Origin of the sequence: Streptomyces sp. ISL-12 (assembly GCF_018614415.1) — a bacterium.
Classification (GTDB): Bacteria; Actinomycetota; Actinomycetes; order Streptomycetales; family Streptomycetaceae; genus Streptomyces.
In genome coordinates, this window is the sequence record NZ_JAGGOO010000150.1 from 15237 (window position 1) to 29459 (window position 14223).

The 14223-nt window shown below is 74.0% G+C and carries 7 protein-coding genes; 1 reads left to right on the forward strand and 6 read right to left on the reverse strand.

From position 1 onward, the window contains the following. Window positions 1-21: 21 nt before the first annotated feature. Window positions 22-438 (reverse strand): CoA-binding protein, encoded by a 417-nt coding sequence (locus J7I94_RS33780; RefSeq protein ID WP_215173463.1) that lies wholly within the window; start codon window positions 436-438, stop codon window positions 22-24. 110 nt (window positions 439-548) lie between these two features. On the opposite strand from J7I94_RS33780, the gene J7I94_RS33785 reads away from it, so the two are divergent. After that, window positions 549-1175 carry a YigZ family protein gene (locus J7I94_RS33785; RefSeq protein WP_215173465.1) on the forward strand — a complete coding sequence of 209 codons (627 nt, stop codon included), beginning with the start codon at window positions 549-551 and terminating at the stop codon, window positions 1173-1175. A gap of 16 nt (window positions 1176-1191) precedes the next feature. On the opposite strand, the gene J7I94_RS33790 is transcribed toward J7I94_RS33785, so the two are convergent. The 5 genes from J7I94_RS33790 to J7I94_RS33810 all read right to left on the reverse strand — a co-directional run bounded on the left by J7I94_RS33790 (window position 1192) and on the right by J7I94_RS33810 (window position 14116). Beyond that, entirely contained in the window at window positions 1192-1698 is a 507-nt protein-coding gene (locus J7I94_RS33790; protein ID WP_215173467.1) for an inclusion body family protein, read from the reverse strand. A gap of 33 nt (window positions 1699-1731) precedes the next feature. Then, window positions 1732-3573, reverse strand: coding sequence for a thiamine pyrophosphate-binding protein (locus J7I94_RS33795; protein ID WP_215173468.1), 1842 nt, complete (start codon window positions 3571-3573; stop codon window positions 1732-1734). Further along, window positions 3570-5612 (reverse strand): FAD-dependent oxidoreductase, encoded by a 2043-nt coding sequence (locus tag J7I94_RS33800; RefSeq protein WP_215173470.1) that lies wholly within the window; start codon window positions 5610-5612, stop codon window positions 3570-3572. Before J7I94_RS33800 ends, J7I94_RS33795 begins: the two co-directional genes overlap by 4 nt. A 248-nt stretch (window positions 5613-5860) precedes the next feature. Continuing rightward, entirely contained in the window at window positions 5861-7048 is a 1188-nt protein-coding gene (locus tag J7I94_RS33805) for an RICIN domain-containing protein (protein WP_215173472.1), read from the reverse strand. A 21-nt stretch (window positions 7049-7069) separates the two neighbouring features. Continuing rightward, a complete protein-coding gene (locus tag J7I94_RS33810) occupies window positions 7070-14116 on the reverse strand; it encodes a hypothetical protein (RefSeq protein ID WP_251076141.1) in 7047 nt (2348 codons plus the stop codon). Window positions 14117-14223 lie beyond the last annotated feature (107 nt).

Here is a 14223-nt window from a genome sequence, read left to right on the forward strand (position 1 = left end):
CCATCCCCCGCCGAGCCCTCTCTAACCCCGCTGCGCCAGGCGGGGAATCTCGATGGCCGGGCAGCGGTCCATCACCATGTCGAGCCCCGCGGCGCGGGTCCGCCCGTACGCCGCCTCGTCGACGACCCCGAGCTGGAACCACACCGCCTTCGCCCCCTTGGCGACGGCCTCGTCGGCGACCGCCCCCGCCAGCTCACTGTTGACGAAGACGTCGACGACGTCCACGTCGAAGGGGATGTCCGCGAGCGAGGCGTACCCCTGCTCGCCGTGCACCGTCTCGGCCTTGGGATGGACGGGAACGATCCGCTTGCCGAACCGCTGGAGCACGGCCGCGACCCCGTAGGCGGCCCGCCGCTGGTTGGCGGAGAGGCCGACCACGGCCCAGGTGTCGCCCCGCTCGGTGAGGATCCTGCGGACGGTTGCCTCGTCGCCGTACATGCTGCGCCTCCGTGAGTTCGCTCCTGTGCGCAGAACACGGGGGGCCGGGACAAGATTCCCGGCCGACGGGGCCCGGAGGCGGGCGGACGGCGAGCGCATAGGCTGGCCGGATGCCAGACGAGTACCGCACCGTCGCCCGCGCGGGCGTGCACGAGACCGAGATCAACCGCTCGCGCTTCCGGTGCGCCCTCGCCCCGGTCGCCACCGAGCGGGAGGCCCAGGACTTCGTCGCGGCCGTGCGCAAGGAGCACGCGGACGCCACCCACAACTGCTGGGCCTACGTCGTCGGCGCCGACGCCTCCGTCCAGCGGGCCAGCGACGACGGCGAGCCCGGCGGCACCGCCGGGCTGCCCATGCTGCAGATGCTGCTGCGTCGCGACATGCGGTACGTGGCCGCCGTCGTCACCCGGTACTACGGCGGGGTCAAGCTCGGCGCCGGGGGACTGATCCGGGCGTACGGCGGTGTGGTCGGCGAGGCGCTGGACGCCGTGGGGTCGGTCACCCGGCGGCGGTTCCGGCTGGCCGTCGTCACCGTGGACCACCAGCGGGCCGGCAAGCTCCAGAACGAGCTGCGCGCCACCGGGCGCGAGGTGCGTGACGTGCGCTACGGCGAGGCCGTCACGATCGAGATCGGGCTGCCGGAAGCCGACGTGCCCGCCTTCCGGGCCTGGCTCGCGGACGTGACCGCCGGGACGGCCGGGCTCGAACTCGGCGGCGAGGCGTACGGAGACGCGTGACCGGCCGCCCGCGTCGTCAGGGGTTCTCGATGGTGATGTAGGGGTCCCACTGGAAGTACCCCTTCAGTTGCCGGTGGCGGTCCAGGATCTGGAAGTAGAAGTGGTACACGACCTTTCCGGTCCTTTTGACGGTCGTACGCCAGTAATGGTCCTCGTAGTTCTGGGTGACGAAGTCCGGCGTGCCTTCGCTTCCCTCCTTCGGCATCGGATAGACGCCGTCGATCACCTCGATCTCCGGCGTCCTGATGAGGACGTGGTTGTCGTTGCTCACGTACCGGTACAGGAGTGCCTTGTAGTCGGTACCGAGCGACAGCGTGGTCTCCCGCCACTTGATGCTGTCCCCGGGCTCGGCCCGGAGATTCAGCTCGGCGCCCGACGTGCCGATGATGTGGTCCTGGCGCGTCGTCATGTAGATCAGGCTGTGGTCGACGTGGGTCGGCGCGTCGGCATTCCTGGACGCGTTCGGATTCCGTTCGACTATCGTCGCCGCGTCGAACGCGATCAGGACATTGAGGTCGGCCATTTTCCTCTCCCTTTCGGAGGGTGCGGATGTCCGTCAGGTGGTCGTGCCGGGCTTCGGCACCTTGTACGCCATCGCCCGCGGGTAGTCGTGCCGGCGCAGGCGGACGCGGACCAGCAGCGGTCCGGCGTCGACCGGGTCGGCGGGGTCGGTGAGGCGGGCCAGCAGGGCGTCCAGCTCGGCGGTGTCCGCGACGGTCAGCCCGGTCGCCGGGGTGTCCTTCCCGGCGAAGACGGCCGCGAGGCGGTCGTAGTGCCACGGGTGCAGGACGTTGTAGAAGTCCGGGCCGGTCTCGTCCTGCCCGGTGGCGTAGTACGACGGGTGGACCAGCATCTGCTCGATGCCGTAGAAGTGACCGTTGTCCATGACGAACACCACCGAGCGCAGCCCGAGCCGGACATGGGTGGAGAACTCCTGGCAGGTCTCCTGGAAGGCGCCGTCGCCGACGAACACCATCGGGCGGGCGTGCGCGCGCCCGGGGGCGAGCGCGGCGCCGGTGGCCGCGCCGACCGACCAGCCGATGGACAGCCAGCTGACCTGGGACAGGAACCCGCCCGCGGGCAGGGACAGGTTCATCGAGCCGATGAGGGAGAAGGCGGCGTCGGAGACGACCGTCCACTCCTCCCGGGTCTCGCGGCCCAGGAAGTGGTTGATCCGGTCGAACACGCCGTCGTAGGTGAGGTGTTCCCGGTGCCGGGAGCGTGAGCCGTTCACGTGCAGCGAGGCCCGGTGCTGTGTCAGGGCGGCGGGGCGGTCCGCGGGCGCGCCGTGGTGGGCGTGGGCCTCGGCGTAGTAGTCGGCGGCCAGGCCGTCGGAGCCGTACCTCTTCACCAGGGCGTCCTGGAGGGCGGGCAGCAGCCGTTCGAGCTGGACGTCGGGGAAGTAGGAGGTGCCGACGCTCACCCCGCCGTGGGCGGCCATCACCCAGTCGCCGCCGACGCACTGCTCGCCGCCGAGGTTCTTCGAGGTGGACCAGGCGCCGAGGCCGATCCGGCAGGTGGCCCAGTCCTTGAAGACCCAGTGCACGTCCGGGTGGCTGGCGTGGCCGTTGTAGACGCCGTGGAACTGCGGCAGGTCCTCGTCGACGACGGCCTTGGCCCCCACGGTCGTGCAGAACGGCACTCCGGTGGCCTCCATCAGGTCGGTGAGCTGCCCGCCGAGGCGGAACCGGTCGCACTCCTCGCCGGCCCACACGATCGGGCGGGGCCTGCCGTCCGGGCCGGGGTGCTCCTCGATCAGGGTGAGGATCGCGTTCACCGTGTCGTCCAGCATGGACCGGTTGCGCGCGCTGAACGGCCGTTCGCGGCGGGTGATCGGCGCCTCGGGCTCGGCGCAGGGCTCGTCCCACAGGTCCTCCATGACCTCCAGGTAGACCGGGCCGCGCTCGGTCAGGCACGCGGTGAGCGCGGCGTCGATCTGGCCGGGGGCCAGGCCCGGGTTGGAGACGACCCGCGCGTCCACGGTGACCTGCCGGTAGGCGTCCAGGTTGCTCTCCGTGCGGGGGCTCATGTGGGAGGTGAGCAGGCCGAGGGCGCGCTGGTTCTGCCACTGTTCGTAGGGCGGGGAGGCGTTGACGGCGACGAGCGGGACCCGCTCGACGTAGGCGCCGCCGCAGGCGTTGAGGAGGTTGAACGCGCCGACGCTGTAGGTGACCGCGGCGGCGCCGATGCCGTGGACGCGGGCGTACGCGTCGGCGGCCTGACCGGCGCCGCCCTCGGTGGGGGTGCCGACCCATTCGATGGCGCCCTCGGCGCGCAGGGCGGTCAGGAACGGGCCGAGGTGGTTGCCGGGGACGCCGAACAGGTGGGTGATGCCCAGCTCGGCCAGGCGCCGGGCGAGGTAGCGGGCGACCGTGCACCCGGGGGTGATCGCGATCACGACGAGCACTCCTCCCGGTCCGGGCCCGGGGTGGTGACCGGCGGGGCCTGGTGGACGGCGACGGCGGCGCGGACGGCGCTCTCCAGGGCGCCCTCGATCCAGGCGTGCTTGAGGGAGGTGTGCTCCCCGGCGAAGTGCACGGGGCCCTCGGGCCGGGAGACGTCCAGGTGGAAGCTGGTCATCTGGTGCGCGGTGTAGATGGCGGCCTCGCCGAAGGCGTACGGGTCGCGGGCCCAGCTCTTGGTCGCGCCCCGGCCGCTGAAGAACACCTCGATACGGCGGCCGTGCAGGGCCTGGAGGTTGCGCAGGGCGTAGACGTAGCGCTCGGCGGGGCGCATGGAGTCCCAGCGCGCGGCGTCGTCGGACCAGCAGTAGGAGGCGAGCACGACGCCGCCGGTGCTGCCCTCGACCGGGTGCGAGGGGTAGTACATGAACCGGTTGGGGTTGTCGGTGGCGGAGCCCCCGCCGAAGCAGTGGGTGGCGGGGCGGACGGCGGGGCCGCGCAGCGGCATGGCGCGGTCGATCCGCCGCATCTCCTCGGTGACGCCGCTGTCCTTGACCGCCGCGCCGAGCAGGCCGGCCTCCGGCTCGGGGAGGGTGAGGCCGCCGGCCCCGGCGTCCGCCGCCTCGCCGCGCAGGTAGTACGCGTGCAGGCCGGGGGCGATGCTCTCCAGTTCGTCCCGCCAGTCGTCCTCGGTGAACTCCCACCACCGGTGGCTGAACTCCAGCAGCACCTTGGTGGCCTGGTCGTAGTGGGTCTCGATGACGGCGCGGCGCTTCTTGTACGACATCGAGGGGACGATCTCCACGAAGCGCAGGGCGGAGAACGGGACGGTGACGATCGCCAGGTCCGCGGTCCACAGGCGCGGCGGGGCCTGCGGGTCGTTCTCGGCGACGGTCTGCACGGCCACGCCCCAGCCGTCGGGCCCGACGGCTCCGGTGCCCTCGGGGTCGGCGTCGCGGCTGGGGTCGTGGTATTCGAGGCGGATCATGCGGTGGCCGAGCCGCACCTCGTCGCGCAGGCCCTGGTGGAGGGCGTGCGGCAGGCGCCAGCTGCCGCCGGGTATCTCCCAGTAGCGGACGGCCGGGTTGATGTCGCTGCGGCTCAGGAAGCTGTGGAAGAAGGAGAGGTGCAGCCGTGAGGACATGTTCTCCAGGGTTCCGACGGCCTCGATCGCCTCGTCGCTGAGCCCGGCGTGGTCGCGCAGGAAACCGCCCATGGAGCAGCCGTCGAAGTCGCGGATCACCCGGGCCCAGCCCTCGACCCACTCGTCGAACGGTTTGTTGACGCGCTGTCCGTCGACGACGTCGGAGTAGTAGTCGCGTACGTACTCCAGCGCGTCGTCGACCATCTTCACGACGGGGGCGCGGACCTCGTCGTCGGTGAGGTGGAAGCCCTCGTTGACGCGTTCGGGGCCGGCGGCGTAGTCGGCGCGCCGTACCTGGACGCGGTTGGCGCGGATCCAGGTGTTGCCGCGCTTGTCGGGCGCGCGGAAGCCGGGGCTGTCGTCGCCGTAGCTCCAGGTCCGGCCGGTGAAGGAGGTGTACGTCACCGGCGGGACGGGGACGTCGGGACCGCTGCCGGTGGCGGGGTCCACGTCCACGTGGTGGAACGGGCGGCGGCCGAGCCCGAGTTTGTCGACGAGGGCGAGGACGAGCGGGTGGAAGTCGGGCAGCCGCATGGCTCCGGCCTCGGCGTACTGGGCCGGGTCGGCGAAGGGCTGGTGGTGCTTGGTGGTGCGGAAGGTGTGGATGCGTCCGCCGACGCGGTCGGTGTTGGCCTCCAGGATCGTGACGTCGTGACCGGCGTCCTTGAGCAGGCGGCCCGCGACGAGGCCGGTGATGCCGGCGCCGACGACGAGGATCCTCTTGCGCGGGTGGTGGGTGGTGCCGAGGCGGCCCGTGTCGATCAGGGTGTGCAGATAGTCGAGCTTGAGATCCTTGCCGTCCGGGCCGACGAGAAGGAGTTCGCGGGCAAGTCGGAGACAGGTCTGCCAGCGCGCACGGGTGGCCGAGTTTTCCCGTGGAATTTCCGTCATAGCTTGCGATCGTAGGGATGGGGAAACGGTTTCCCGGTTGTTCTTGCGGATAAAGTCCGAAAAGCGTTGATCGCATTGATTGACGGGAATTCGGCTTGCCTGGATTTTCCTGGGCGGGCGGATGGTCTGTCAGGGGCGGGTGGGAAAAGAGAATCGAAGACGAATCGATTACTCGCCCACGGAATTCGGAATTCCTGGTGTTTCGATGGGGGTGGTTCCGCCAGGTGACCGGGGCGAAGCGGCGGTGTTCAGCGGGTGCTCCACTTCTGGTTGTCCTGGCCGTTGCAGTCCCAGAGCTGCAAGGGCGTGCCGGCGGCGGTCTTCTCGTCCTTGACGTCGACGCACTTGTTGGACTGCGGATTGACCAGGTCGTTGTTGCCGTTCAGCACGAACTGCTGGGCCGGGTTGCCGCTGCACCAGGCGATCTGGATCACCGCGCCGTTGGCGTGGGAGCCCCAGGCCACGTCCATGCACAGGCCCATCGAGCGGATCGTGCCGTCGGAGCGGAAGTCCCACTTCTGGTAGTTCTTGCCGTTGCAGTCGGCGATCTGGAGGGGCGAACCGTCCGAGCCCTTGTGGGAAGCCATCTCGATACAGCGGTTCGAGGCATGGCTGTAGAGCGTGGTGCCGGGGGCCGTCGTCACCGTCGCCGTCACCGTCGGCTTGGTGGGGGTCTTCTTCGACGCGGAGGAGTTCTTCTTCGTCGCCTTCTCCGTCGCCTTCGGGGTCTCCTCCGGGCTCTCCGCCACCGCTCCGGCTCCCGCCGCTGCCGCCGCGCCCGCCCCCGACTTGCCCTTGTCGTCGTCCCCGTCGCCCTTGCCGGCGCTCGGGGAGGGGGAGGACGGGTCAGACGGGTCCGGGGCCGCCGAGTCGTAGGCGCCCGCCGCGGGGTCCTTCGCACCGTCGTCCAGCACCGTGCCCGCGTTGGCCACCTTGTCCGACGGGCCGCCGTCGTCCGAGCCCGACCTGTCCAGCACCCCGGCCACCAGGAACGGCACTCCGACCAGCAGCGCCCCCGCGATCGCCGCGCCCGCCAGCAGGCCCCGGGAGGGGCGGCCGAAGGGGCGGGGGAACGTGGCCTTCTCCTCGGCGGTGGTGGTTGCGGCGGCGGTGTCTTGTTGGCCGGCCGCCTCCGCCGCTTCCGTCGCGGCTGCGGCTTCGGGTCCCTCCGGATCGGCGGCGGGGGAGGGGGAGGAGGGGGTGGCCTCGGAGGCAGCCTGCCGCTCGGTTCCGGTTCCGGTTTCGGTTCCGGTTTCGGTTCCGGTTTCGGCTTTGGGATCGGCTTTGGGTTCGGCTCCGGTTTCGGCGGGGGCGGGCGGGGCCGTCTCCTTCTTCGTCTGCGGCGGCGTCGTCGGGGTCTCCTCCGACGCGGCCTGGCTAGCCGGAAGCGCTGCCTGAGCCGCGGCCTCGTGCTGCGGGTTGTTCTTGCCGGACATGGTGTTCCTTCCGAGAAGCGGTCAGTCGTCGTCCGCGGCGAGCGGGACGGAGGAGAAGCGGTTGCCGTCGAAGTGCAGGATCAGCGCGGTGCCGTCCTCCGGTCCGAAGGTGAGGGCCGTCCCGCCGGGGCCCAGCACCCGCACCGGTCGTCCGGTTCGCCGGGCCACCAGCGCGGCCAAGGTGGCCACGTAGTCGGGGGTGTCCGGGGCGGCCAGGAGCAGTTCGAGGCGCGCGGAGTCGGTCAGTCCGGCGTCCCCGACGGTCACCTGGCCGTTCTGGAGGATCGACTGCGCGCGCAGCGACTCGGTGAGCGCGCCGATACGGGCCAGGTCGTCGATGCTCACCGAGCTGTCGTCGTCCGGGAGCGGCGCGTCGTCCGGCACCCCACGGGACGCGACGTCCTGCCGCGCCCACGCGCGGAGCGCGCCGTGCGGATCGCGGGACCGGGTCCATGCAGGGGTGGCGCCGGAGTCGGTGAGCAGCCGGGAGAGCGAGCGGACGAACGAGTCGGGGCGCTCCCCACGGGACACCGGCTCTTCCTCGGCGACCGGGTCTTCGTCGGATTCGGGTTCGTCGTCCGCTTCCGGGTCGTCCTCGGATTCGGGTTCGTCGTCGGACGCCGGGTCCTCCTCCGGGGCCGGCTCTTCGCCGGATTCCGGTTCGTCGTCGGATTCCGGCTCCTCCTCGGAGTCCGACGAGTCCTCCGGCTCCACGTCCGTCGCCCGTACCGGCGCCGGTCGCGCCCCCCGTCGTGGCCAGCCCGCGGGGGTGCGGGCGAACGAGCCCGTCGGGAGCGCCACCGTTCCGTCGCCCGCCGTCGTCCGCGCCGCCTCCAGCAGGGTCACCACGTCCGTCAGGCCGTTCTGGGCGTCGCGCTGACGTGTCGCCTGGCGGGTCTGTTCGGCGAGGGCCGCGGTGACCTCGCGTTCGAGGGCGGTCAACGCCTCCTGCGCCTCGTCGCGGGCGGCGACCGCCGCGTCGTGCCGTGCCGTCGCCTCGGTGAGGGCCTCCCGGGCGGTCTCCTCGGCCCGCCTCGCCGTCCCGGCCGTCTCCCGCGCGGTGTCCAGGGCCCGGGCCGCCGCGCCCGCCGCGTCGCGGGCCATGCCGAGCCGGCGCTCGGCGTCCTCGGCGGCGTGCCGGGCGGCGTCGGCGGCGCGGCCGGCCGCCTCCGCCGCCGTCCGGGCGTCGGCCAGCGCGGCACGGGCCTGGTCCCGTCGGGCCGCGCGCCGGGAGACGGAACCACTCGACGACGTACGGGATGACGTACTGGACGGTGCACTGGACGACGTACTGTCCGTGCCGCGCTGGGAGGCGCCGGTGCGTGCCCCGTCGGCCCGGGACTCCGCGTCCCGCGCCGCCCGGAGCGCGGCCTCCGCCGTCCGGAGCGCCTCCTCCGCCTCGCCAACCCTCCGCCGCGCCTCCACCGCGTTCTCGTCCGCCTCCGCCGCGCGGTGCGCGCGTTCGCGGACGTCGGCCGTCAGCTCGGTGACGCGGGTGCGCCGGTCGCGGTCCGCGCGCTCGGCCGCGGTGAGTGCCCGCTCCGCCGCCGTACGGGCGTCCTGGGCGGCGCCGGCGGCGGCGCGGGCGTCGGCCAGCCCCCGCTCGGCCGCCGTCACCGGGGGACGGGACTCGTCCACCGTGCGGCGCGCGTCCGGCAGTCGGGCCAGCGAGCCCGCCTCGGCCGCCCGTGCGGCCTCCTCCGCCCGCGCGGCCTCCTCCAGCGCGGCCACCTGGGTCCGCACGGCCTCCCAGCCGGGCTCGTGCTCCTCGTCCCCGGCGCGCTCCGGCTCCCCGTGCGCGTCGAAGCGGCGGAACCGCACCCCCGCGTCGTCGCGGAGCGCCAGCTCGACCGGCCGCCCCAGCAGCGCGGCCGTGCCCGAGGCCGCGTACACCGCGCGTGCCGTCTGCTCGGGACCGCCGTCCACGGCGAACCACAGCTGCGGGGTGCCGTCGTCCCCGCTCGCCCGGACGCCGTCCGCCAGCAGCCCCGGCAGATCCCGCAGCGGCAGCCGCCGCCAGTCCCGCAGTACCGCGTCCGCCACCGCGTCCGCCGGGGCACCCGCCGCGCGGACCCGGGCGTCGGCGGCCTCGCGGGCCAGCGCCGTACCGTCGAACACCCCGGCGTCCGTGCGGGCGCCGGTGACGCCGAGGCCCAGCACGTCGCGCTCCAGGGGGCGCATCCGTACCGTGCCGGTCACGTACCGGACACCGTCCGGGCCGTGCACGGTGATCAGCGCGTCGGCGAGGATCTCGTTGCTGCGGGTGCCGCGCGCGCCCTCGGGGGTGCTGGTGTTGCCGTGCTTGAGCCAGTCCCGGCGGGTGCCGCTGATGGTGGCGCCCGGGCCGGGGGCCTGCGGCTGGCGGGCCAGCACCGGCACGGTGAAGTTGACGATCTGCCGGTTGTCGTCGGTCGCGCTGAGCCCGCCCTGCGCCGCGAGCCCGGCCGTGACGCCCGCCTGCGAGGAGGAGCCCGCGCTGAACGTGCTCAGCCGCAGCCGGTCCACCGTCACATCGCCGGTGTCGGTGACCGGACGCGGGCGGTACAGCTCCACCGAGAGGCGGGGCGGGGTGTCCGGCGCGCCCTGGAAGGGGTAGGCGCCCGGCATCGTGGTGGTCAGGCCGGCCGGGCCCCGGGGGTGGTCGAGCGAGAGGGCGCCGGACTGGATCAGCTCGCCGACGCGCACCGCCGTGGCGTCCGCCGAGCCGGAGGTGGTCAGCGAGCGCCAGGACCGGGTCAGCGCCGGGGCCACCTCGCGCAGCGCCGCGGCCAGTTCGGCGCCGCCGTCGAAGGCGAACACCGGCGCCGGGCCGTGCGGTACGAAGCGGTCCCCGGCGACCGTGGGACGCGTGGTGTGCCGCGCCACCGGCACCGGCGGCTGCTCGGGCGCCGGGTCGGCCGTCTCGCTGCCGGTGAACCGCAGCGCGGCGGCGGTGTGCACGGTGGCCGACCGGGCCGGACGGCCACTGAACAGGTGGGTGATCCGGTCGGCGAGCGTGGCGTCCGCGTCGGTCAGGCTCAGCACGCCGTGCTGGAACAGGCTGCCCGGCAGGTCCAGCAGCCACTGCGCCGTCGGGGTGGAGCGCACCTCGGCCACCACCCGGTACGGCACGCCCTCGAAGTCCGCGGCGTTGTCGCTGCGCAGCCAGAAACGGTCCTCGGCGGCGCGGGTGGCGCGCACGGCGTTGCCGCGGGTCGTGTCGGCGCTGAGCAGCGCGCCCGCCCGGTCGGTGCGCGGGCCGCCGGTGGGCCGGGGGAACCGCGACTGGAGCTGGACGAAGCCGCTGTGCCGGACACTGCGCGCGGTCCGGTCGGTCACCGCGGACGGGACATGGGCCAGGAACTGCTCGATGCCCGCGCCCGACGCCACCGGGTGGCCGCGCAGTTGCCGCAGCGCGTGGTCGTCGGCGTCCGGTTCGGTGCGCAGGGTCACCTCCACCAGTTGCGCACCGCCGTAGCCGAGGTAGCGGAAGCGGAAGCGCTGCACATGTCCCGGGCCGCGGCCCGCCAGGGTGCGCAGGCCCGCCGTCGAGGCCAGGTCCGCGACGCGGGTCGCCACGCCCGGCAGATAGGCGGAGTGACCGGGCCGGGTCACCCCGGGCGCCTCCGCCTCCACCAGCGCCAGCAGCCGCTGCCGCAGTACGTCGGTGCGCCGCACCGTCCGCGTCGCGTCGGTGAACTCGTCCACCGCCAGGACGCTGCCGAACCCGACCTCCCGGGAGGCCGTGAACCGGCGTGGCAGCGGCACCGAGCCGACCATCGGGTCCGGCACCGTGAGCCCGGCCACCCGCGCGAAGAACGCGGCGTGCCGCCGGATCTGCGCGGGCGTCGTCAGGAACCGCACGGCGTCCGGCAGGTCCACGGCCACCGTCACGGCCCGGCTCTCGCCCTGCCCGAACGCGTTGCCGACGATGTTGCGCCGCCCCCGCCGGAACGTCACCAGCAGCGTCGCGTCGGCCGTGACGCGGTGCTGGGTGCCGCTCTCGGTAGCGGTGCGGTACGCGGCCGTCGTGGAGCCCAGCGCGCGGGACTGCTCGCGCCGGGCGGTGCGGGTGTAGCGCGCGGACGGGTTGAGGGTGCTGCCCGGCCGGGTCGCGGACTCCCCGTTCCGCTCCGCCTGCTGCGGTTCGGCGCGGGTGACCAGTACGTCGTCGACGTCGTTGCCCGCCGCCTGGTCGGCGGCCGGGGACTGGGCCGACGAGGTGTTGCGGACCGCGCGGAAACCGCCCGCCCACTGCGCCGTGCGCGCCGCGCCCCGCTGCTGCGCGGCGCCGTCGGTGGCGCTCAGGCCGGTCTCGAAGTACTGCGCGAAGCCCTCCGTCGCCCGCGGCCGGCGCAGCGCGCCGCGGATCTCCACGGACAGCACCTCGTCCGCGGCGAGCCCCGGCAGGGTCAGGCCCTCCACCACGTAGGCGCCCTTGAACACCTGGTGGCCGCGGGCCAGCAGGGCGGCGGGGCTGCGGGCGGCGGACAGCATCTCCGCCGCGACCGTGGTCGGATCGGTCGCCGCCGCGCCGGCCAGCGACTCGCCCAGCGCCCGCCCGGCCCGCGCCACCGGAGCCGGGGTCCGTCCGGCCACCGCGTCCCGTACGTCGTCCAGCAGTCCGCGCGCCGGATGGCCCGGGTAGGTGTTGCCCAGGACCGCCCCGAACGCCCGCTCCAGCGCGGCGGACGCCTGGAACACCTCCATGACCGCGTCGTCCGGCAGCAGCACCGTGTCCGGCAGCGGCGCACCGTGGTCGTCGGTCAGCGCGAGCAGGTCCCGGTCGGCCGGTGTGGCCGCGCGCAGCGTGGGCGCCGCGGGCGCCGCCGGCACGGGCGCGTCGGCGGGCAGCGTCCGGTGCGTCGGCACCGAGAGGCGCAGCGTACCCGGCACCCGGTCCGGCGGCGGACCCTGCGGCGCGGCCGGCGCGGTGCCGTGCGGGACGTACGGCTGCTCCACCGTGTCGTGCGCGAACCGCACCGAGGGCTGGTCGCCCGGCCCCTCGTAGAGGTCCAGCGCCAGCTCGGCCGGCACCTCGAACACCTCGCTGCGCTGCCCGGCGCCGCTGCCGATGAACAGCTGGTCGTGGCCGACCGCCGACTGCGCGCTGTTGTCGTGCCGCACCTGGTGGCCGCGGACGTAGTCCCCGGTGCCGCCCAGCGTCCACGAGCCCCGCGGCAGCCCGAACGACCCGCCGCCGCCGTACGACACCCCGTACGACGAACCCCGGTGGTCGGTGCCCGCCGCCGACAGCGACGCCACGCCCATGCCCTGCACGTCCGGCAGTACCCGGCTGTGCACGCTCGGGCCCGCGCCCCGCACCGCGCTCAGCACCAGCCGTACCCGGCGCGACCCGGTCGCCGTCGGGATCTCCAGGAACAGCGAGTGGCCGCCGTCCACCATGGCGTCCGTCGCGGCCCGCTGCCCCACCTCCGAACGCGCCTGCTCGAACCGGCGCAGGTTGTTCAACTGCGCCTGCACCAGAGCCTCGTCGGGCAGCACCCGGGTGCGCTCCTGGACGTCGCCGGGCAGGAAACCCTCGCGCCGCAGCCAGTTCTCGGCGTGAACGAACAGCGGCGCGGCGCCCTCCACGCCCAGCGGCGTCACCGTGGTGCCCACCGACCGCAGATGCTCCAGCTCGGCCGGCAGCCGCCGCAGCTCCTCCGCCGACGGCGCGTGGCCCCGGGCGTCCTCGGCGGTCAGCAGCCGCAGGTGCATGCCGCGCGGCCAGGCGTCCGGCGGCGCGAACTCCCGCCGCCCGCCGCCCGGCAGGTGCAGCACCAGCGTGTGCCGCACCGAGGCCGGTGCCAGCAGGTGGCTGCGGTTGCTGCGCACCGCGTGCATCAGCGCCGTACTGCCGCTCTGCACCAGGTCCTCGTGCGTCCCCGCCTGAGCGGACAGCCGGCCCAGCACACCGCCGCCGGGCCGCCGCGCCGCGTCCGGATGCCCCTGGGCGCGGTCCGCGGTGAGCGCCGGACCGGCGCTGCCGGACAGACTCAGCCCGCTGCTGAACCGCGACTGGGAGTCCAGCTTGACCACCTGGGTCAGATGGCTCTCCAGGTTGATCTTCCCGGCCACGCTCCGCCGCAGCGGCGGCCCCACCTCCACCTCGGTACGGAGCTGGAACATGCCGATCGCCCGCCCCGACGTGTCCAGCAGCACCGGCGAGAACACACCCCGGTCCCGCTGCATCGGCAGCGTCCCCCGCAGCAGCGGCTCCGACAGGAACGTCTCCAGCTCCGCCGCCGAGTCCTCGTCCAGCGCGCTCAGTTCCGTACCGAAGAAGGCCAGCGCCTCCGCGAGCAGCCGCTGCGGTTCCGCCACCGTGTCCACGCCCCACACCGGCAGGTCGTCCAGGTCGGCCGCCTCCGGCAGCTCGCCCTCCTCGTCCCGCGCCAGGTGCTGCGGGAACCAGAACGTCACCGGCCCGTGCGTCCGCGCCGCGCCCCAGGTGACCGGCGGGGCCAGCCGCGGGGTGTCCACCCGCACCTCCCACGCCGCCTGGAAGTCGTACGGCTCCGAGGGCTCGTTGCTGCGCTGCGCCGACGTCGTCTGCACCACCGTCGTCACCGACGACGTCGACGAGAGCTGGTTCAGCGTCATCGCCAGCGTCAGCGCCACGTCGACCCCGCGCACCGGGATCGCCCGCGTCACCGGGAACAGCCCGGTCCAGGGCAGCAGCAGGGTACGGACCGTGCCCGACGCCTCCGCCGACACCGACTCCTGCGTACCGATGCCGCGTCGCTCCACCCGCACGTCGCGCTCGGCGCCCTCCGCCTGCCCGTAACGGGCCGCCGCCACCGGGTTCGCCAGCCGCATCCGCAGGTCGACCGTCCGCTCCCGGCCGTCCACCCGCAGGGTGATCCGGAAACCCAGACTCCCGCGCAGGTACGGCAGGTTGAGCACGAGCTGCTCGCCGCTCGCCACGGCCCGCAACTGCTCCCGCACCGGGTGCGTACCGGGCGCGTGCGCCAGCCCCAGTGCCGCCATCACCTGCTGGTGCAGCCCGTCGACCACCGCCGGCGGCAGCGGCTCCAGGTACACCAGGCCGACGTTGCCGTCGAGGTGGGCGCCGTAGGCGAGCACGTAGGTCGAGGACGGTGCGGGGACGGGTGCTTGTGAGGTGGGCCAGGTGGGTGGGTCGGTGGCGGGGAGGGGGGTGGTGTCGGGGTTGGTGGGGGTGTTCTGGGTGG

What these genes read in the sequence shown, in the direction of transcription:
- J7I94_RS33780 (WP_215173463.1), bottom strand. Translation starts at nt 438, where the DNA reads ATGTACGGCGACGAGGCAACCGTCCGCAGGATCCTCACCGAGCGGGGC.
- J7I94_RS33785 (WP_215173465.1), top strand. Translation starts at nt 549, where the DNA reads ATGCCAGACGAGTACCGCACCGTCGCCCGCGCGGGCGTGCACGAGACC.
- J7I94_RS33790 (WP_215173467.1), bottom strand. Translation starts at nt 1,698, where the DNA reads ATGGCCGACCTCAATGTCCTGATCGCGTTCGACGCGGCGACGATAGTC.
- J7I94_RS33800 (WP_215173470.1), bottom strand. Translation starts at nt 5,612, where the DNA reads ATGACGGAAATTCCACGGGAAAACTCGGCCACCCGTGCGCGCTGGCAG.
- J7I94_RS33805 (WP_215173472.1), bottom strand. Translation starts at nt 7,048, where the DNA reads ATGTCCGGCAAGAACAACCCGCAGCACGAGGCCGCGGCTCAGGCAGCG.